The organism is Pseudorhodoplanes sinuspersici, assembly GCF_002119765.1.
Taxonomy (GTDB): Bacteria; Pseudomonadota; Alphaproteobacteria; order Rhizobiales; family Xanthobacteraceae; genus Pseudorhodoplanes; species Pseudorhodoplanes sinuspersici.
Genome location: NZ_CP021112.1, coordinates 1,518,013 through 1,537,956, shown reverse-complemented (window position 1 = coordinate 1,537,956; position 19,944 = coordinate 1,518,013). Strand labels below are relative to the sequence as shown.

19 protein-coding genes are annotated in these 19,944 nt (G+C 60.3%); 10 read left to right on the top strand and 9 right to left on the bottom strand.

Annotated elements, in window-relative coordinates; all coding sequences use genetic code 11:
- Positions 1–4: 4 nt before the first annotated feature.
- Together ccmB and ccmA are read right to left on the bottom strand one after the other, a co-directional pair.
- A complete protein-coding gene (gene ccmB, locus CAK95_RS07570; protein WP_086087363.1) occupies positions 5–673 on the bottom strand; it encodes a heme exporter protein CcmB in 669 nt (222 codons plus the stop codon).
- Positions 670–1,272 (bottom strand): heme ABC exporter ATP-binding protein CcmA, encoded by a 603-nt coding sequence (gene ccmA, locus CAK95_RS07565; protein WP_086087362.1) that lies wholly within the window; start codon positions 1,270–1,272, stop codon positions 670–672. Before ccmA ends, ccmB begins: the two co-directional genes overlap by 4 nt.
- 235 nt (positions 1,273–1,507) lie before the next feature.
- On the opposite strand from ccmA, the gene acnA reads away from it, so the two are divergent.
- The 3 genes from acnA (at position 1,508) to CAK95_RS07550 (ending at position 5,975) form a co-directional block, all read left to right on the top strand.
- A complete protein-coding gene (gene acnA / locus CAK95_RS07560; protein ID WP_086087361.1) occupies positions 1,508–4,213 on the top strand; it encodes an aconitate hydratase AcnA in 2,706 nt (901 codons plus the stop codon).
- A gap of 184 nt (positions 4,214–4,397) precedes the next feature.
- On the top strand, positions 4,398–5,147 hold the full coding sequence (locus tag CAK95_RS07555; RefSeq protein WP_120265420.1) for a DUF1223 domain-containing protein: 750 nt from the start codon (positions 4,398–4,400) through the stop codon (positions 5,145–5,147).
- 453 nt (positions 5,148–5,600) lie between these two features.
- The gene (locus CAK95_RS07550) at positions 5,601–5,975 is read left to right on the top strand and encodes a DUF2794 domain-containing protein (protein WP_086087360.1); all 375 of its coding nucleotides are present in this window, start codon (positions 5,601–5,603) and stop codon (positions 5,973–5,975) included.
- Positions 5,976–5,981: 6 nt separating this feature from the next.
- Here CAK95_RS07550 and CAK95_RS07545 read toward each other — a convergent pair whose 3' ends face one another.
- The 5 genes from CAK95_RS07545 to CAK95_RS07525 form a co-directional block, all read right to left on the bottom strand.
- Positions 5,982–6,509, bottom strand: coding sequence for a GNAT family N-acetyltransferase (locus tag CAK95_RS07545; RefSeq protein WP_086087359.1), 528 nt, complete (start codon positions 6,507–6,509; stop codon positions 5,982–5,984).
- Positions 6,510–6,597: 88 nt separating this feature from the next.
- Positions 6,598–7,356 (bottom strand): Bax inhibitor-1/YccA family protein, encoded by a 759-nt coding sequence (locus CAK95_RS07540; RefSeq protein WP_086087358.1) that lies wholly within the window; start codon positions 7,354–7,356, stop codon positions 6,598–6,600.
- Between the two features lie 213 nt (positions 7,357–7,569).
- Positions 7,570–8,385: a Bax inhibitor-1/YccA family protein gene (locus CAK95_RS07535; protein ID WP_086091263.1), complete on the bottom strand. Its 816-nt coding sequence runs from the start codon at positions 8,383–8,385 to the stop codon at positions 7,570–7,572.
- Positions 8,386–8,549: 164 nt separating this feature from the next.
- Entirely contained in the window at positions 8,550–11,120 is a 2,571-nt protein-coding gene (locus CAK95_RS07530; protein WP_086087357.1) for an ABC transporter permease, read from the bottom strand.
- Positions 11,117–11,857, bottom strand: a complete 741-nt coding sequence (locus tag CAK95_RS07525) for an ABC transporter ATP-binding protein (RefSeq protein ID WP_086087356.1) — start codon at positions 11,855–11,857, stop codon at positions 11,117–11,119. The genes CAK95_RS07530 and CAK95_RS07525 overlap by 4 nt, the downstream gene beginning before the upstream one ends.
- 70 nt (positions 11,858–11,927) lie before the next feature.
- Between CAK95_RS07525 and CAK95_RS07520 the strand changes: the two genes are divergently transcribed.
- Together CAK95_RS07520 and thpR are read left to right on the top strand one after the other, a co-directional pair.
- Positions 11,928–12,605 (top strand): arylesterase, encoded by a 678-nt coding sequence (locus CAK95_RS07520; protein WP_086091262.1) that lies wholly within the window; start codon positions 11,928–11,930, stop codon positions 12,603–12,605.
- Between the two features lie 117 nt (positions 12,606–12,722).
- Positions 12,723–13,280 (top strand): RNA 2',3'-cyclic phosphodiesterase, encoded by a 558-nt coding sequence (gene thpR / locus CAK95_RS07515; RefSeq protein ID WP_086087355.1) that lies wholly within the window; start codon positions 12,723–12,725, stop codon positions 13,278–13,280.
- Here the strand turns inward: thpR and CAK95_RS07510 are convergent.
- Both CAK95_RS07510 and CAK95_RS07505 read right to left on the bottom strand, forming a co-directional pair.
- Positions 13,259–13,672: a hypothetical protein gene (locus tag CAK95_RS07510; RefSeq protein WP_147413680.1), complete on the bottom strand. Its 414-nt coding sequence runs from the start codon at positions 13,670–13,672 to the stop codon at positions 13,259–13,261. The genes thpR and CAK95_RS07510 overlap by 22 nt on opposite strands.
- 69 nt (positions 13,673–13,741) lie before the next feature.
- Positions 13,742–14,323, bottom strand: a complete 582-nt coding sequence (locus tag CAK95_RS07505) for a GNAT family N-acetyltransferase (RefSeq protein WP_086087353.1) — start codon at positions 14,321–14,323, stop codon at positions 13,742–13,744.
- Between the two features lie 271 nt (positions 14,324–14,594).
- Between CAK95_RS07505 and zapE the strand changes: the two genes are divergently transcribed.
- The 5 genes from zapE to sucD all read left to right on the top strand — a co-directional run bounded on the left by zapE (position 14,595) and on the right by sucD (position 19,660).
- Complete coding sequence (gene zapE, locus CAK95_RS07500) at positions 14,595–15,770, top strand: cell division protein ZapE (protein WP_086091261.1); 1,176 nt, start codon at positions 14,595–14,597, stop codon at positions 15,768–15,770.
- A 396-nt stretch (positions 15,771–16,166) separates the two neighbouring features.
- Complete coding sequence (gene mdh / locus CAK95_RS07495) at positions 16,167–17,132, top strand: malate dehydrogenase (protein WP_086087352.1); 966 nt, start codon at positions 16,167–16,169, stop codon at positions 17,130–17,132.
- 37 nt (positions 17,133–17,169) lie between these two features.
- Entirely contained in the window at positions 17,170–18,333 is a 1,164-nt protein-coding gene (gene sucC, locus CAK95_RS07490) for an ADP-forming succinate--CoA ligase subunit beta (RefSeq protein WP_086087351.1), read from the top strand.
- A 5-nt stretch (positions 18,334–18,338) separates the two neighbouring features.
- Positions 18,339–18,704, top strand: a complete 366-nt coding sequence (locus tag CAK95_RS07485; RefSeq protein WP_086087350.1) for a hypothetical protein — start codon at positions 18,339–18,341, stop codon at positions 18,702–18,704.
- A 71-nt stretch (positions 18,705–18,775) separates the two neighbouring features.
- Entirely contained in the window at positions 18,776–19,660 is an 885-nt protein-coding gene (sucD, locus tag CAK95_RS07480) for a succinate--CoA ligase subunit alpha (RefSeq protein ID WP_086087349.1), read from the top strand.
- Positions 19,661–19,944: the final 284 nt, after the last annotated feature.

The window sequence follows — 19,944 nt, the reverse complement described above, 5'->3', positions numbered from 1 at the left end:
GCCCCTATTCCTGCCCCGCCCGCAGGGCGGCCGCCGCTGCAAACGGCCCAACGACCAGCGACATGAGTGTCAGCGCGCACAAGATCGTAAAGGGCGTCCCGAAGGTCACCGGTCCGACCACGGCCGCATTCGAGGCCGCGACTCCGAAGATAAGCACTGGAACCGCCAGCGGCAGGATCAGGACCGGCAGAAGCAGGCCGCCGCGACGGAGCGTCACCGTCAGCGCTGCCCCGATCAGGCCGATGAAGGTCAGCGCCGGTGTGCCGACGAGCAAGGTGGCTGCCACAGCCCCGGTCGCCGCGCCGTCGAGATTGAGGAACAGCGCCAGCAGCGGCGCGGCGATCACCAGAGGCAAAGCGGTGGTCAGCCAGTGCGCCAAAGCTTTCACGCCGACGGCGAGCTCCAGCGGCGCATTGCCCATGGTCAAAAGGTCGAGAGAGCCGTCTTCCTGATCGGCGGCCAGCAGCCGGTCGAGCGCCAGGAGGCTTGCCAGCAAGGCGCCGAGCCACAGGATCGCCGGCCCGATGCGCGTCAGCAGCGCGAGATCGGGACCGATCGCGAACGGCATCAGCGTCACGACCAGCATAAAGAACAGCACGCCGATCATCGCACCGCCGCCGATGCGGATGGCAATCCGGATATCGCGGAGAAAGAGAGCGCCGAGGCCGCTCATGGCACCTGCTCCAGCCGCAATTCAGTCGCGCCATCGAGGCCGAGCGGCAGGTGGGTCGCAGCGACAATCATGCCGCCGCCGGCAAGATGCGCCTGCATCAGCGCCAGCAGCATCGCCTGAGCCTTGGTATCGAGCGCCGAGGTCGGCTCATCCAGCAGCCAGAGCGGCCGCTTTATCGCTACCAGACGGGCGATCGACAGCCGCCGTTTCTGCCCGGCCGACAGATAAGCCGCCGGCAAGTGCGCCAGCGAATCAAGCCCGACGGCCGCCAGCGCGTCCGGCGGCTGTCCGTCGCCACCGAGATACCTGGTCCAGAACGACAAATTTTCTTCGACCGACAAAGCCGGCTTCAATGCGTCGAGATGTCCAAGATAGTGGGCCTGTTCGCCGATGCTGCGCTCGTCATCGCCGCCAGACAGGGTCAGTTTGCCGCCGGCAATTCGCAGCAAGCCGGCGATCATTCGCAGCAGGGACGACTTGCCGGCGCCATTGCGGCCCGTCACCAGCAGCGCCCGGCCGGATGCGACAGAAAAGCTCAAAGATTCGAAGACCTGGCGTCCGCCCCGCTGGCAGCACAGCGCCTCCGCGGAAAGGGTCATCACCTCAGTCACTTACAGGTCCGTCCGCGTATGCGCATCGTCGCAATCTGTCATGCTGTTGAAGGCGATGGTTCATATGGCAGATCGCTGAAAAAGATTTTATAAGCCGCACCTTAGACCGCTTCTTGCCAAGACACCCACGATACGACCTGCGCGATGCCGGCGCGCCAAAAACTACGCCTTTTCAATGCGTTAGATAATTTGGCCCGCACCGGAACAAACGGAAGACCATCCCATGACCTCGCTCGACTCATTCAATTGCTGCCGCACACTCAAGGTCGGCACCAAGTCCTACGCTTATTACAGCCTTCCCGTCGCAGAAAAGAACGGTCTGAAAGGCATCTCCAAGCTGCCTTTCTCGATGAAGGTGCTGCTGGAAAACCTGCTGCGCAACGAAGACGGGCGCACGGTCACCAAGGACGACATCCTCGCCGTAGCGGCCTGGCTGAAGAAGAAATCTTCGGATCGCGAAATCGCCTTCCGCCCGGCGCGCGTGCTGATGCAGGACTTTACCGGCGTCCCGGCGGTGGTCGATCTCGCGGCGATGCGCGACGCGATGACGGTGCTGGGTGGCGATCCCAAGAAGATCAACCCGCTGGTCCCGGTGGATCTCGTCATCGATCACTCGGTGATCGTGAATTATTTCGGCGACAATGCTGCGTTCAAGAAGAACGTCGAAGAGGAATACAAGCAGAACCAGGAGCGTTATCGCTTCCTGAAATGGGCGCAGAAGGCGTTCGACAATTTCCGTGTCGTGCCGCCCGGCACGGGCATCTGCCATCAGGTCAATCTTGAATATCTGTCGCAGACCGTCTGGACCGCCAAGGGCAAGATCATGGTCGGCGGCAAGGCCAAGAATGCCGAGATCGCTTACCCCGATACGCTGGTCGGCACCGACTCGCACACCACGATGGTGAATGGTCTCGCCGTGCTCGGCTGGGGCGTCGGCGGCATTGAGGCGGAAGCAGCGATGCTGGGCCAGCCTTTGTCGATGCTGCTGCCGGAAGTGATCGGCTTCAAGCTGACCGGCAAGCTGAAGGAAGGTGTGACCGCGACCGACCTCGTGCTCACCGTGACGGAAATGCTGCGCAAGCGCGGCGTTGTCGGCAAGTTCGTGGAATTCTTCGGCCCCGGCGTGCTCGATCTGGCGATCGCCGACCGCGCCACCATCGGCAACATGGCGCCGGAATACGGTGCGACCTGCGGCTTCTTTCCGGTCGACGCCGAGACGGTGAAATTCCTGCGCGACACCGGTCGCAAAGAAGATCGCGTGAAGCTGGTTGCTGCCTATGCCAAGGCGCAGGGCATGTTCCTGACCGCGAAGACCGCCGATCCCGCCTTCACCGATGTGCTGAAACTCGATCTCGGCAAGGTGGAGCCGTCGCTTGCCGGGCCGAAGCGTCCGCAGGACCGCGTTGCCTTGAAAGCCGTGAAAACGGAATTCAGCAATGCGATGGACAAGGAATTCAAGAAACCCGGCGAGCTCGACACGCGCGTCCCGGTTGAAGGCCGCTCGCATGATCTCGGCAACGGTGACGTTGTCATTGCAGCCATTACCTCCTGCACCAATACCTCTAATCCGAGCGTGATGATCGGTGCGGGTCTTGTTGCGCGTAAGGCGGCGGCATTGGGTCTGCAGGCCAAGCCGTGGGTGAAGACGTCGCTTGCACCGGGCTCGCAGGTCGTCGGCGAGTATCTCGCCGCCTCGGGCCTGCAAAAGGATCTCGACAAGCTTGGGTTCAACCTCGTCGGTTATGGCTGCACCACCTGCATCGGCAATTCAGGGCCGCTGCCGGAAGAAATTTCCAAGGCCATCAATGGCAACGATCTCGTGGCGGCTGCCGTGCTGTCCGGCAATCGCAATTTCGAGGGCCGCGTCAATCCGGACGTGCGGGCGAACTATCTCGCCTCACCGCCGCTCGTTGTCGCTTACGCCATTGCCGGGTCGATGCAGGTGGACATGGTCAAGACACCGCTCGGCACCGACAAGCAGGGCAAGAAGGTGTTCCTCAAGGACATCTGGCCGACAGCAAAGGAAATTGCCTCCTTCATCCGCAGAAACGTCACCAAAAAACTGTTCGCAAAGAAATATGCGAATGTGTTCAAGGGCGATGCCAACTGGCGGAAGATCACGGTGACCGGCGGCCTGACCTATGCCTGGGACAGCGGCTCGACCTATGTGCAGGATCCGCCCTATTTCGTCGGCATGCAGCCGCGCCCGACGCCGCCAACAGACATCATCAACGCGCGTGTGATGGGCCTGTTCCTGGATTCGATTACGACCGACCACATTTCTCCGGCCGGTTCGATCAAGCTGAACTCGCCGGCTGGAAAATATCTGGTCGAACATCACGTGAAGCCGATCGACTTCAATCAATACGGCACGCGTCGCGGCAACCACGAAGTGATGATGCGCGGCACCTTCGCCAATATCCGCATCAAGAATCAAATGGTGCCGGGGGTCGAGGGTGGCGTGACCATCCACTATCCGGATAAGGAGCAGATGCCAATTTACGACGCGGCAATGCGTTATAAGCAGGAAAAAGTTCCGCTCGTGATCTTTGCCGGCAAGGAATACGGCACTGGCTCGTCGCGCGATTGGGCGGCGAAAGGTACGGTTTTGCTCGGCGTTCGCGCGGTGATCGCGCAATCCTTCGAGCGCATCCATCGCTCCAATCTCGTGGGCATGGGTGTGTTGCCGCTGGTGTTTGAAGAGGGCACATCCTGGCAAACTCTTGGCCTGAACGGCAGCGAGCAAGTCACAATTCGCGGGATTGAGGGAGATTTGCGGCCGCGCCAGACGCTGACGGCAGAAATTGAGATGGCAGACGGCACCAAGAAAGAGGTACCGCTGATTTGCCGGATCGATACGCTGGACGAATTAGAATACTTCAAGAATGGCGGCATCCTGCAATACGTGCTGCGTCAGCTTGCGGCCTGAGCGCTCAACCTGAGGTAAAAAAGACCGGCGTCTCGCATAGCGCCGGTCTTGCCGCTGTTCTGCCGATCATCAATGATGCGATCACAGCCTGTCACTTGGAATTGAGTGGCAGGCTATGGCCGCTGCCATTATCAGGGACGTGGCGGCGCAGGCATTTCATTGTGAGTCGTTGAGTTACAGCCTTATGCATTATCGGGTATTCACAACGCTTCTCGTTGCGATTTGTGGCGCCTTGATTGCGCTTACGCCCGGCCGGGCCGCTGCCGATTCACGTGTCGTTGTTGAACTCTTTACCAGTCAAGGTTGTTCGTCCTGTCCGGCCGCTGACAAGCTCCTCGGCGAATTGGCAAAGGATCCGACGATCCTGCCGATTAGTTTGTCGGTCGATTATTGGGATTATCTCGGCTGGAAGGACACGTTGGCGCTGCCGGGCCATTCCAAGCGGCAACGGGCTTATGCCGGTTTGCGTGGCGATCGCGCGGTTTACACCCCGCAGGCCGTCATCAACGGCGTGACCCATGTTCTTGGCAATGACAAGGCTGCGATCGAACGCGCCGTGAGCACAGCGCGCAAAAGCGCCGCTATAGCATTGCCGGTGAACGTCGCCATTGCCAATGGCAAGGTGACCGTCGATGTCGCAGCCGCAAAAGTACCCGGCCAGTCCGGTGAGGTGTGGCTCTGTCCCATTAAACGGCAGGTGCCGGTGCAAATCGGTCGCGGCGAAAACCGCGGACATACTGTGACGTATACGAATGTGGTGCGTGGCTGGGTCAAACTTGGCAACTGGAATGGTGACGCACTACAATTCACCAAATCGGTGTCGGACGTCGTGAAAAGCGGAATCGATGTCGATGCAATGGTGGCCGTGGTTCAAGCCGGAAAGTTTGAAGCACCCGGCAATGTCTTGGGCGGCGGAGCGGCAGAGCTCCGCTAGATGTTTTGACGCGTTTTCTTCACGCGAACCGGTGCCCACTTCGCTCGAAAACGCTTTAGATGTTTCTCTAATAGCGTATCCAAAAAATTGCAGAATAAAAAAAGGCCGGCGGAAGCCGGCCTTGAAGCAATTGGGGATTGAACCGTACGCGGTAGAATTGACCCGATCCGTTGAACCCCGGGGGGCTGGGGGCTGAGGAATCCGAAGCTCTTCCGGACCGGGTCGTAAGCTCTACATCTTGCAGTCTATAGGGGCGAGTGCAGGACCGAAATTGGGCCTTATTGTGGTCCGTTGCACGAAGCCGTGACCCCGCGTTATCGCATCACACGTTTGAATTGCCATGCATTTTTCTTTTCGTGATACCCGCGCTTTGATGCGTATGAGGGGTCTTGCGGCGCGACGCCGCAAGGGCAATCATAAACTTGTCACGAAACAGGAAGGAAGGAGGTGCCCATGAGCTTAACGGGCGAAACCGAACCCAGCCAGCCACGCGCGGGCGCAGTTGCTGCGTCGGCGCCCGCACCGGTCAGTCACGTGAAATTCGATCGTCGCGAACTCGACCGCATCCTGAATGTCTATGGCCGTAAAGTCGCCGAAGGCGAATGGCGCGATTACGCCATCGATTTCACAAAAGACCGCGCCGTATTTTCGGTGTTTCGCCGTGCCTCGGAAGTGCCGCTCTATCGCATCGAAAAGGATCCGAAACTGGCACGCCGGCAGGGTGCTTATAGTGTGATTTCTGCGACGGGGTTGATCATGCGCCGCGGTCACGAACTTGAACGCGTTTTGCGGGTCTTCGACAAGAAGCTCAGTCTGGTCGCCGTCTGACGGCAATTACGGCGGAGCGTCCGCGCCCTGACCGAGCGGGCGCTGCATGAGCACGGTGTCGAGCCAGCGTCCGTGCTTAAAGCCAATGTTTTTAAGCGTCCCAACCGGCGAAAATCCAAGGCTCCGGTGCAATTCAATCGATGCGGTCTGCTGCGAATCGCCGATCACCGCGACCACCTGGCGAAAGCCGCACGCTTCCGACCTTGTCATCAGTTCCGTCAAAAGCAAGCGACCGATCCCGCGGCGTGTGGCACGCGGACTGACATAGACGCTGTCCTCGACGGTGTGACGGTAAGCGATGCGCGGCCGATACGGCCCGGCATAGGCATAACCCGCTACGGTACCGCCCACATCAGCGACGAGGTAGGGAAAGCCGCCATCCAGCAAATTTTTCTGACGCATCGCCATTTCCGCGATGGTCGGCGGCTCGATCTCGAAGGAGGCGGTGCCGTGCTCTACGGCGTGGGCGTAGATTGCGGTGATGTCATCGATATCGGCGGGCGTGGCGGTGCGGATGATAACGGCAGGAGACATGAAGTTTCAGCAGGGGTTAGGAGTACAAAAGACAACGCCCCGGCTTTTGGACCGGGGCGTTGTCGTATCACTTGGGCCAATGCTCGCGTTAGCGGCGGTCGCCTGCCAGACGCAGCAGCATCAGGAACAGGTTGATGAAGTCGAGGTACAGGGACAGCGCGCCCATCACCGCCTTGCGTCCGGCGGACTGGCTGTCATCGTTCCCGTCATACATCTCCTTGATCTTCTGCGTATCCCAGGCGGTCAGGCCGGCGAAGACAAGGACGCCGATCACCGAGATCGCCCAGTCGAGGCCGCTCGACTTCAGGAACAGGTTGACGAGGCTCGCGATGATGATGCCGATCAGACCCATGATCATGAACGAGCCCATGCCCGACAGGTCACGCTGTGTCGTGTATCCATAGAGGCTCAGTGCACCGAAGGCGGCGGCGGAGATGAAGAACACGCGCGAGATCGATGTGGCGGTATAGGCCATGAAGATGGTCGCAAGCGACAGACCAAGAAGCGCGGCATAGACAAAGAACAGCAGCCGTGCCGTTCCGGCGTCCAGGGTCTGGATGCGGAAGCTTAGGAAGAACACCAAGGCCAGCGGCGCCAGCATCAGCACCCACATGAACATGCCGCCGAACATGAACTGGCCGAGCGGCGTCAGTGATGTGATCGCGCCCGCGTCGTTGGTCACGACAGCCATCTGAAAAGTCAGATAGGCCACAACGCCGGTCAAAGCGACGGCGGAGGCCATGTAGTTATAGACGCGGATCATGTGCGCGCGCAGGCCGGCATCGTAGGCGACGGCGCGGTCCGCGTAACCGCCCCGGGCGGCGACATTCCGGTCGAAATCCGACATTGGAATTCCCTCTCGAACGCCCGGATACCGCCGGGCCGGTCTGGCCGCCGGAAATCCGGCAGCCGGGTCGCCCGTAATGTAATGGACGGCACGAACGGTTTCCAGCAGTTCCCGCTCAAGCAAAAGGCCCCGGAACCAGCCGGGGCCTATTAAATTTCGGCAATATTAATCGTTTTGGAGGCGGACAGACCGGCTGTTACGTCTCCGTCATGCCTATTCCTCGCGCTGGCCGAGAAGTTGCAGCAGGAGCGTGAACAGGTTGATGAAGTTCAGGTACAGCGACAGCGCGCCCATGATCGCCGAACGCTCCCGGGTGTCGCCTTCCATCTGGCCGTAGACGTATTCGTTCTTCAACCGCTGGGTGTCGTAGGCGGTGAGGCCGGCGAAGACCAGCACGCCGACGATCGACACGACGAATTGCAGCATGCCATTGGGCCAGATCAAATTGACCAGCGCTCCAAGAATGACGCCGATCAGGCCCATGAACAGGAACGAACCCCAGCCGGAGATATCCCGCTGCGTCGTGTATCCCCACAGGCTCAGCGCACCGAAGGTTGCCGCCGTGATAAAGAACACGCGGGTGATCGAGGTGTGGGTGAACACCATGAAGATCGAGCTGAGTGAAATGCCCATCAGCGCGGCGAACGCCCAGAACAGCAATTGCGCCGTGGCCGGGCGGAAACGCTCCACCCCGAAGCTGATGACGAAGACCAGCGCCAGCGGCGACAGCATCACCACCCATTTCAGCGGGCTGAGGAACAGGGCATAGCCAAGCGGCGTAAGGAACATGCCGCTGCGGATTGCTGCCGGCACTTCGGCGCCGTTGCGGAGCACCTTCGCCGCCGAGGCCGCATCGCCGGTGATCGACAGCATGTAGATGCCGAGCGCGGCCAGGCCGGTAATGGCAAGGCCGAGCGCCATGTAATTGTAAATGTGCAGCATGTAGGAGCGCAGGCCCTGGTCTATGGCAGGGGTCACGCGTCCTGCGGTCCGGTCGTAAGCGGCCGCGTTCCGATTAAAGTCCGACATCATCGAACTCCTATTGTTGTCGCCCAAGATTTATCGCCCACAACGTCGCGCGCATCGCGCGGTACGCTTCCTGGCGAAGCTGCAGGAAGCTACACCGATTTGGAGTAAAAATAATCTGTCGCCAACGTCGCAGTTTGGACCCATCGACGCGGCTGAATGTCGCGTTACAGGTTTCGTAGGACCGAAGCCGGCTTTTGTCCCAGTGCGGTAAAGGTGCCGGCGAGGCCGAAGATGATGGTAACGGCAAGCGCGACCAGCGCTGAAATCAGCGCCGGAATTGGCAGCCACACAAATGACAGGTTCATCACCCGCGTGACGACCAGCCATGCGGCGAGCGAACCGGCAGCGACGCCGAACAGCCCGGTGGCAAGTCCCAACAGCGTATATTCAAGTCCGTAAGCGGCGATCAGCTTGCCGCGTGTGGCGCCAAGCGTCTTCAAGATGATGGCATCATAGACGCGATTGCGGTGACTGGCGGCGAGGGCGCCGGCGAGCACCAGGGCGGCCGCGATCAGCGTGATCAGGCTGGCGCCACGAATACCAAGCACGAGGTTGTTGACGACCGAGCCCACCGCTTCGAGTGCGTCTTTCACCCGCACAGTGGTGACGCCGGGAAATGCCGCGGCCACGTCGCGCAGGATCACAGCGTCTTGTTGCGCAGTTGTGTCCTTGGCGAAGGTCAGCGTTGCAATATGCGTATGCGGCGCGCCGCGAAATGTATTCGGTGAATAGACCAGCACGAAATTGATGCCGAGGCTTTGCCAATCGACCACGCGCAGATTGGCGATCCGGGCGGTGATGTTGCGGCCAAGGACATTGACGGTCAGCGTGTCGCCGACCTTCAGACCAAGCCCGTCGGCAATCCGTTTTTCCATCGAGAGGAGCGGTGGTCCCGCATAGTCCGCCGGCCACCATTCGCCTTCGACGACGCGCGAGCCGGCCGGAATACTTGTCGCATAAGTAATGCCGCGGTCACTCTGCAAAGCCCAGGCGGCTTGCGCCGTCGGCTTCAGGTCCTCGGCTTTCGTGCCGTTAGCCGCCGTGATCCGCCCGCGCAGCATCGGCACACGATCCACCTTAGCATCCGGCGCTTCCTTGCGGATGAAATCATCAAACCGCGTTGCGTCGTTGTTCTGGATATCGACGAAGAAGAAGGCTGGCGATTTGTCCGGCAATGCCTCCTGGAATTGCCGCCGCAGATTACCGTCGATTTGTACCACGATGACGAGCACAGCGACACCCAGACCGAGCGATAGCACAACCGACGGTGTCAGCGCGCCTGGACGATGGATATTTGCAACAGCCAGTCGCAGCGCGGTTGACCTGGCGCGAGGCAATTTCGCCGCGATCCACATGATCGCCATCGCGATCAGGTAGAGCATCACAAAAGTGACTGCGGCGGATCCAACGAAAATCGTGGCGATGCGCTTGTCGTACGCAAGCAGGATCGAAAGCCCGGCGAGCACGATCGTCACCGCCGCAGCGGCGATGAAATACGATTTGCGCGGCCAGCCGCGAAGACCGCTGACGGCATCGCGAAACAGAGCCGAGACCGGAATATCGTGCGCGCGGCCGAGCGGCCATAACGCGAAAGCGAGCGCGGTCAGCAATCCGAACAAAGCGGCGAGGGCAAGCTGCGTCGGCTGCAACGCCGGGTCGATCGGCAGCGGCAGGATCTGGCCAAAGGCCGCGGCGATCGCGAATGGCAAGGCCGCGCCGATCACAAGGCCAATCGCCGTGCCGATGGCGGCAATCACCATCACCTGAACGAGATAAATCACAAAGACGCGACCGCCCGTTGCGCCGAGCGATTTCATGGTGGCGATGGTGTCACGCCGGCGTTCGAGATGTGCGCGGACCGCATTGGCCACGCCGACACCGCCAACCAGCAGAGCTGTCAATCCGACGAGAGTCAGGAATTGCGTGAAGCGTTCGATATTGCGTTCGAGCTGCGGCGAGGCATTGTCGCGCGAGCGGATTTCCCAGCCGGCATCGGGAAATTCCTTCTCAGCCGCATCGATCAGGGCTTTAACGGGTCGATCGCTGGCGTCATTCTGGTCGAGCTGGACGCGGTACATCCATCGCACGAGACTGCCGGGCTGCAACAGATCGGTGGCGCGCAGCGCATCGATGCTCATGAGTAAGCGGGGTCCGAAACCGATGCCGCCCGCCAGCTTGTCGGGCTCGCTGCGCAATACGGCGCGGATTTCGATCGGTGCTTTGCCGATGTCGATCCGATCGCCGACTTTCAGATCGAGCCGCGTCAGCAGCGCAACGTCGACCACCGCGCCGAACACGCCGTTGCGCTCGGTCATTGCATCAGGCAACGGAAGTGCCGGATCAAGCGCGACATGGCCGTAGAGCGGGTAGACTGAATCCACCGCCTTTATTTCCACCAGGGCACTGCGCTGGTCGGCGGTGCGCGCCATCGCCCGCATCGTGGCGGCAGTCGATACCCGCCCGCTTTTGTCAAGGAAGGCCCGCTCATCGGCATTCGCCTCACGGTGAATGAGCGAGAATGAAACGTCGCCACCAAGAATGGTGCGGCCTTCACGGGCAAGACCGCCGGCAAGACTTTCGGCGAACGAACCGACACCGGCAATCGCCATCACACCGAGCGCGATGCAGAAAACAAGCACGTAAAATCCGTGCAGACCGCCACGCAATTCACGCAGGGCAAAGCGCAGCGGCACCGACCATGCGTTCGCACGCGGCGGATTGGCGACGAGACTCATGCGCGTGCCGCCTCGCGGACACTTTTGCCGTCGGGTTCGCCGGTTGCTTCGCTTTCGATGCGTCCGGAGCGCAGACGAACGACACGTGCACAGCGTCGCGCAAGCGAGGGATCGTGAGTCACAAGGATAAGGGTCATGCCGCGTTCGACATGACCCTTGAACAGCAGCTCGACCACCTGGCTGCCGGTCTTGTCATCGAGATTGCCGGTCGGCTCGTCGGCCACGAGAATGGCGGGATTGGGTGCAAGAGCACGTGCAAGGGCGACACGCTGTTGTTCACCGCCTGATAACTGGGCGGGATAATGCGAGAGGCGTTCCTTCAGCCCGACGCCGGCGAGTTCTTTCGCAGCACGTTCATGCGCATCCGGCACGCCGGCCAGCTCAAGCGGCACCGCGACATTTTCCAGTGCGGTCATGGTTGGAATGAGATGGAAGGATTGAAACACGATGCCGACATTGCGCCCGCGGAAACGCGCGAGCGCATCTTCGTCGAGCTTGGTCAGGTCCTCGCCGGCGACCGTAATCGAGCCGGTGTCGGTCCGCTCGAGCCCTGCCAGCACCATCAGCAGCGTCGATTTTCCGGATCCGGACGGACCAACAAGGCCTATTGCCTCGCCGCGGCCAATCGCCAGATTGATGTCCTTGAGGATGTGAACGCGCGCGGCGCCTTGCCCGAGCGAAAGATTGACCCCGGACAAGGTAACGGCGGGGACAGTGGCGGGAGATGGTGTTTTCATGGAACGGCTTGAGTTGCAGGGCGGTGTGGCGAATTCACGTCTTGTCCGGCGGCAGTCATATGGGGCGGCAATGGGCTTAATCCATAGCGTCCGGCTTTTTGCGGCGATGCTGCTCGTTTTTGCCGCAGCTCTTTGGATTGCGCCTGTGGCGGCGCAGCCACTGTCTCCGGACGTGCCTCTCAAGATTGTGGCTTTCGGCGATTCCCTTACGGCGGGTTATGGCCTTCCCGCTCAGGATGCCTTTCCGGCCAAACTCGAACGCGCGCTGAAAGCCAAGGGGATCAATGTCGAGATCGAGAATGCGGGTGTGTCCGGCGACACGGCGTCGGGCGGTCTGTCCCGGATCGACTGGTCGATTCCCGACGGCACTGATGCGGTGATCCTTGAACTTGGCGCCAACGACATGCTGCGTGGCATCGATCCGAAGGTGACGCGAGCGGCGCTCGATTCGATTCTGGCAAAGCTGAAGGAACGTAATATCGCCGTGCTTCTGTGTGGCATGCGCGCCGCGCCCAATCTCGGCGGCGAGTATGCGCGCGGCTTCGAATCGATCTTCGATGATCTGACTCGAAAATATGATGTCGTCTTTTATCCATTTTTTCTGGATGGAGTGGCGACGCAAGCAAAGCTGGCGCTGCGCGATGGTCTGCACCCGAATGCCGCCGGCGTGGACGCCATCGTCGCTGGCATTATGCCGAAGGTAGAAGAATTAATCGCACGTTTAGGTCGTAACAAAAGTCGAAGCTGAGATGATGCCGAACGCCTCTTGCGGAAGTTGAAAGAATCCCCTCAACTATGAGGGCGTAGACTGAATCGTCATGCAATTGTCACGTCCAGAAGGGCGTACAGAATTGGGAGGTCCTCGATGCCGCGCCTTTTCACCGCGATCGAGATTCCCGCTGATGTCGCGCAAATGCTGACATTCCTGCGCGGCGGGCTGCCGGGCGCTCGCTGGATCGATGCTGAAAATTATCATCTCACCCTGCGGTTCATCGGCGACATCGACGTCACTTTCGCGCAGGATGTCGCGTCGATGCTGGATCGGGTCAGCCGGTCACCGTTCGAATTGCGGCTTGAAGGCGTGTCATCCTTCGGCGGCAAGAAGCCGCGTGCTGTTGTTGCCAATGTCGCGCCATCATCGTCGCTGATGGAATTGCAGGCGGAACATGAAAGGATGATGCAGCGTGTCGGGCTCGAGCCGGAAGGGCGCAAATACACGCCGCATGTGACGCTTGCGCGCTTGCGCGATTCTTCGAGCCGACAGGTGGCCGATTATCTCAGCGAGCGCGGCTCGTTCCGCTCGGCTCCGTTCCGCGTCGAGCGTTTTGTGCTCTATTCCTCGCGCGCCTCGGTCGGCGGTGGCCCTTACGTGGTCGAGGAAGCCTATCCGCTGCAGACGTTTCAGGCGAAGCGCGCCATCTGATTGCGAATGGTCTGTGGCGTGCCGGTCATGCCGACGAAGTCGAGTTTGCCGAGACCGTGCTTGGCGGCTTCGTCCCTGGCGCGCGACAGCATCGCGTCAGCCAGTTCATCGGATTGATAATCGGCTTCGGCGATGAGCGTCGCCTGACCACGGCGGCCGTCGCGATCGGGCACGATCTCGATGCTGGCGCGCATGCGGCCATTATCATAGGCGCCGATCAGGATCGCTTGCGCGGACATCAGCCGCAGGCAATGCGCGTCCACGGCGCGATCGTCATTGCCGACGGAGAAAAACAGACATCGGTCGAGATAATCGAGCCGCAGCAGATGCGCGTGATGATCTTCGATGCCGCTGGTGCCCAGCAGCCGGATATCGAAACCGTTGCCGTTCATGTTCATCTCCCGATCCATCAGGTTGCCCCGGGAGAAGGCTAGGCCGCAATCGGTACCGGAACGTTAATATTACGTGACTTTAAACAAACGTGATTGAGCTTCGAGAACAGCCGTTGCGAAACCATGTCCGTCCGACACCATCTCGCGTACGACAGAAAGCGGCGTTGGATGTGCGGCTTCGACCTCACCGACCACGCCACCGAAGCTGAAACTGAGTTCGGCGGCGAATTTTCGCGCCAGTTGTTGCATGCGCCGGTTTTCGGCGAGGCAGGCCATGTGCAGATGGGTGATGCCGCGATTGCGCGCGGTCAGCAATGTCCGCTCCAGCAGCGCCGAGCCGACGCCGTGGCCCTGCCATTCGGTTTCCACGCTGAGGGCAGCCTCGGCCTCTTTTGTCACCGTTCCGCAAAGCGGGCGCAGTTCAGCCGCCCCGCGCAGCATTCCATCGACGAAAAAGCCATGCACGATGGTATCGAACCACATCGATGTGTCGACATAATCGCGGATACAGTCGTCGGAGACCCCGCCGCCGAAGCGCCGGGTACGGCTTTCGGTATCCAGCCGCAACAGATGATCGCGATACTTGTGGGCCTCTCCCATCCACATTTTTCGGATCAGGCCGCCATCGGGCAGCGGGTCGAGAACGCTCATTTCAGGCTCCTGACATTGGCGTCGCAGAACCCTCTTCGTCACGTCCCCTCCCAGAGACTCGCCGGCCTGGTGAACCACCTTGCCGACAATGGATAATTAATGCTGCGATGCAGCAAATTTAAGTCCCGGAGATGTCCGACTGAGCGGCAAAAAGCGGCAACGCCGCGACATGCTTAAACCTTCGTTAGCCATGCACTGCATGCCTTGCGGTCCATGCGCTGTGACGGCTATGCCTCGGCTCCGTTTTTCGCCCTGGTTCGACCCGCCCCGCATGATCAGCTCCATCCGCGACCGATATGCCGCGCTCCTTGCGGAAGGGGCGATTACGCCGGATTTCGCGCAAGCATCGGCTGTGGAAAAACTGGCGGTGCTCGACGAACGATTGTCTGAGAAGGGCAGGGCGAGAAAATCATCCTCGCTTGGCTGGCTGTTCGGCAACCGCAACAAGCAGGCGCCGGTGAAGGGGCTCTACATCTATGGCAAGGTCGGCCGCGGCAAGACCATGCTGATGGATCTGTTCTTCGATGCGAGCCGCGTTGCCAACAAGCGTCGCGTGCATTTCCATGAATTCATGTCCGAAGTGCACGAACGCATTCACGACTTTCGCCAGAAAGCTAAGAACGGCGAGATTGCCGACGAGGATGCGATCACGCTAACGGCCGCCGCGATCGCAGAAGAAGCCTCGCTGCTTTGTTTCGACGAATTCCACGTCACCGATATCGCCGATGCGATGATCCTCGGCCGTCTGTTCACGCAATTCTCCGAGCGCGGCGTCACCATCGTCGCGACCTCGAATGTCGCGCCCGACGACCTCTACAAAGACGGCTTGAATCGCCCACTTTTCCTGCCTGTCATCAAGCTTTTGAACGAGAAGCTCGACATCGTGCGGCTGGATGCGCGCACTGATTTCCGTCTGGAGAAGATGGTCAAAGGCAAGGTCTGGTATGTGCCGGCCGACGCCACTGCGGAGCGCGCGCTGGACGAAGCGTGGTCACGCCTGACGCTCGGCAAGAAAGCCAGGCCAATGGATCTGACGGTGAAGGGGCACACGTTGCGCGTCCCTGCCGCCGCACAGGGCGCGGCGCGCTTCTCGTTTCAGGATCTGTGCGTGTTGCCGTTGGGCTCCGCCGACTTCCTCCGCCTGGCGCACGAATTTCATACACTGATCATCGATCGCATTCCTGTCATGCGTTTTGGACAACGCAATGAGGCCAAGCGCTTCATCATCCTCATCGACGCGCTCTACGACAATGCGGTGAAGCTGATGGCGTCCGCCGAGGCGCCACCACACGAACTTTACGTCGCCGATCAGGGCCTCGAACTGTTCGAATTCCAGCGCACCGTTTCGCGACTCATCGAAATGGGATCGCAAAGCTATCTCGCGCTTCCGCATGGACCGCGTCACGATCCGGACAGCGTGCGCTCCGGGAAAATCATCGATACCTGAGCTGTCGGCTAAAATGCTGCGGCCTTTGCTGCGCAGCATTTTGCGCAACATCTCCCGCGACTCTCGCAACTGCACAACGGCCGCGCTGCGCTGCAGCGGCGATTTCTGTTTTGTTGCAGTGCTTTAGGCTTGGCAAAGCCGAAAAGCGCTGGAATAATGTATAACAGAGATGGAAACGAACCATGCGCCGTTCGCCCAACACCTTCTTGTCGCCAACCGCTGGACACGTTAACCACCGGCCAGCCGCGCTTCTGCGGCGTTCCCCGGTGCATGGTGCCGAAAAGCGCGAAGCGACTTTTGGGCAACCCATGCTCCAAGTCATTAGACACGATCACGCTCATGATTTCGGATCGCGATCCGAAATCATCGTGATCTAGGCAAAAGGTTCATCATCTCATGGCGCGTCCCAAAATTGCTTTGATCGGCTCTGGCCAGATCGGCGGTACGCTCGCCCACCTCATCGGATTGCGTGAGCTTGGCGACGTTGTGATGTTCGACATTGCGGAGGGTACTCCGCAGGGTAAGTCGCTGGATATTGCCCAGTCGTCGCCGGTCGATGGCTTTGACGCGCGGATGTCCGGCGCCAATTCCTATGAAGCGATTGAAGGCGCGTCGGTCTGCATCGTCACTGCCGGTGTACCGCGCAAGCCCGGCATGAGCCGCGACGACCTTCTCGGCATCAATCTCAAGGTGATGGAGCAGGTCGGCTCGGGCATCAAGAAATATGCCCCGAATGCGTTCGTCATCTGCATCACCAATCCGCTCGACGCGATGGTCTGGGCGCTGCAGAAATATTCCGGCCTGCCGCGCAACATGGTAGTCGGCATGGCCGGCGTGCTCGACTCGGCGCGCTTCCGTTATTTCCTGGCCGACGAATTCAATGTGTCGGTGGAAGACGTCACCGCCTTCGTGCTCGGCGGCCACGGCGACACCATGGTGCCGCTGACCCGTTACTCGACCGTGGCCGGCATTCCGCTGCCCGATCTCGTGAAGATGGGTTGGACCACCGACAAGCGTCTGGAAGACATCGTTATCCGCACCCGCAATGGCGGTGCCGAAATCGTCAACCTGTTGAAGACCGGTTCGGCCTTCTACGCGCCGGCGTCGTCGGCGATCGCGATGGCGGAAAGCTATCTCAAGGACAAGAAGCGCGTGCTGCCTTGCGCCGCTTGGCTCAACGGCGAATACGGCGTGAAGGATATGTATGTCGGCGTGCCGGTGGTGATCGGCGCCAAGGGTGTCGAGCGGGTCGTTGAAATCGAGCTGTCATCATCCGAGCGTGAAATGTTCGATAAGTCTGCGGACTCTGTCCTGCAGCTCGTCGATGCCTGCAAGAAGATCGCACCTGATCTGACCAAGTAAGTGCAAAGCAGCACCACCACGTGTTTGGGGGAATTGAATGAATATCCATGAGTATCAGGCCAAGGCGGTGCTGCACGATTTCGGTGTGCCAGTGCCGCGTGGTGTTCCGGCCTTCACCATCGATGAGGCGGTGAATGCGGCGAAGCAATTGCCCGGACCGGTCTGGGTGGTGAAGGCGCAAATTCATGCCGGCGGCCGCGGCAAGGCCGGTGGCGTGAAGGTCGTCAAGTCGCTCGACGACGTGAAGGCGGAGGCAAACCGCATCCTCGGCTCGATCCTGGTCACGCACCAGACCGGCCCGAAGGGCAAGCAGGTCAACCGCCTGTACATCGAAGACGGATCGGCGATCGCCAAGGAATTCTATCTGTCGATGCTGGTCGATCGCGTCACCTCGCGTGTCGCGATCGTCGTGTCGACCGAAGGCGGCATGGACATCGAAGCGGTCGCCCATGACACGCCGGAGAAGATCCTGACCATCACGATCGATCCGGCCACCGGCATCATGCCGCATCACGTGCGCAACGTGTCGAAGGCGCTCGGTCTCGATGCCGATCTGCAAAAGCAGATGGGGCCCTTGCTGAACAAGCTCTACAAGGCCTTCGTCGACACCGACATGAGCATGCTGGAGATCAATCCGCTTGTCGTCACCAAGGACAACAAGCTGATCTGTCTCGATGCCAAGATCGATTTCGACGGCAACGCGCTTTATCGCCATCCCGATATCTTCGCGCTCCGCGATGAGACCGAGGAAGACGAGAAGGAAATCGAGGCGTCGAAATACGACCTCAACTACATCGCGCTCGACGGTTCGATCGGCTGCATGGTCAATGGCGCCGGCCTGGCGATGGCAACCATGGACATCATCAAGCTCTACGGCGCCGAGCCGGCGAACTTTCTCGATGTCGGCGGTGGCGCGACCAAAGAGAAGGTGACCGCGGCGTTCAAGATCATCACCTCCGATCCAAAGGTGAAGGGCATCCTGATCAACATCTTCGGCGGCATCATGAAGTGCGACATCATCGCTGAAGGCGTGGTCGCTGCCGTGAAAGAAGTTGGCTTGCAGGTGCCGCTGGTCGTTCGCCTCGAAGGCACCAATGTCGATCTCGGCAAGAAGATCATCAAGGAATCCGGCCTCAATGTTCTTCCGGCCGATGACCTCGATGACGCAGCTCAGAAAATCGTCAAGGCGGTGAAAGGATAGCCCCCATGCCATACGCCATTGCGGTCACAGTCGGAATACTCGGCGTTATCGCAATGGTGGCTGGAGCTTTTGTCTATTTCCTTTTTCGCCATGCGACGAGCGAGTTCGATACCGTGCTGAAAGTGCAATACGCCGAAAAGGACATTGCCGACGTGCCGCCGCGGGTCTGGAAAATTCCAAACCCGTTGGTCCGCGACATTGTCGGGCGGCGTCTTGCTGCGACCAAGGGCGTGCTGACGATCGCAACAACACGTTGCGCGCTGCAGTCGCGTCAACGCCAGGGGCTCGAGGCGGCTGTCGCCGGCGCGCTGCTGATGGTGGGCGCGTATTACACCCATAGCTGGCTGCCGCTGATCTGGGGCCCGGCGTGATGCGACGGCAATCGAGCTGGTGCTTTGCCGCAAACACAATGTCACTCACGACAAGATAGATCGGAAACTGTATGTCCGTCCTCATCGACAAGAATACCAAGGTCATCTGCCAGGGCTTCACCGGCAAGAACGGCACCTTCCACTCCGAGCAGGCTATTGCTTACGGAACGAAGATGGTCGGCGGCACGTCGCCCGGCAAAGGCGGCACCACGCATCTCAATCTGCCGGTGTTCGACACCGTGGCTGAAGCCAAGTCCAAGACCGGCGCAGACGCGAGCGTGATCTACGTTCCGCCGCCCGGCGCAGCCGACGCGATCTGCGAAGCGATCGACGCGGAAATCCCGCTGATCGTCTGCATCACAGAAGGCATTCCGGTGCTGGACATGGTGAAAGTGAAGCGTTCGCTGTCGGGATCGAAATCGCGGTTGATCGGGCCGAATTGCCCCGGCGTGATGACGGCCGGCGAATGCAAGATCGGCATCATGCCCGGCAACATCTTCAAGCCCGGCAAGGTCGGCATCGTCTCGCGCTCCGGCACGCTGACCTATGAAGCGGTGTTCCAGACCTCGCGCGAAGGCCTCGGCCAGACGACGGCGGTCGGCATTGGCGGCGATCCTGTGAAGGGCACCGAATTCATCGACGTGCTGGAGATGTTCCTCGCCGATCCGAAGACCGAAGCGATCATCATGATCGGTGAAATCGGCGGTTCGGCCGAGGAAGACGCCGCTCAATTCCTGAAGGACGAGGCACGCAAGGGCCGCAAGAAGCCGATGGTTGGCTTCATCGCCGGCCGCACCGCGCCTCCCGGACGCCGCATGGGTCATGCCGGCGCGATCATCTCGGGCGGCAAGGGTGACGCCGAGTCCAAGATCGCGGCCATGGAAGCGGCCGGGATCACGGTGTCGCCGTCCCCGGCGCGGGTCGGCAGGACCCTGGTGGAGGTCCTGAAGGGCTAAGTCCTTCCGGCTTCGATTAAGCCCAAGTTCGGCGGGCCAATTTCGAGAATTCAACAGGCGCCTCGTTCGGGCGCCTGTTTTTTTTTAACCCCTGTTTGTTACGGCAGAGGCAGGCATCTCCATACCGGTCTGCTGGTATGCACGATTGAATTACGATTCATTCTTTTGTCATCTAATCGTGGCCCAATTCGATCATTAGCTATACAAGGAACGCCGCCGGGGGCCCGGTTTTCAGCTGAATCGAACCCCGAATGGGCCGCTTCCGGCGGTCTAAGCCCACGATT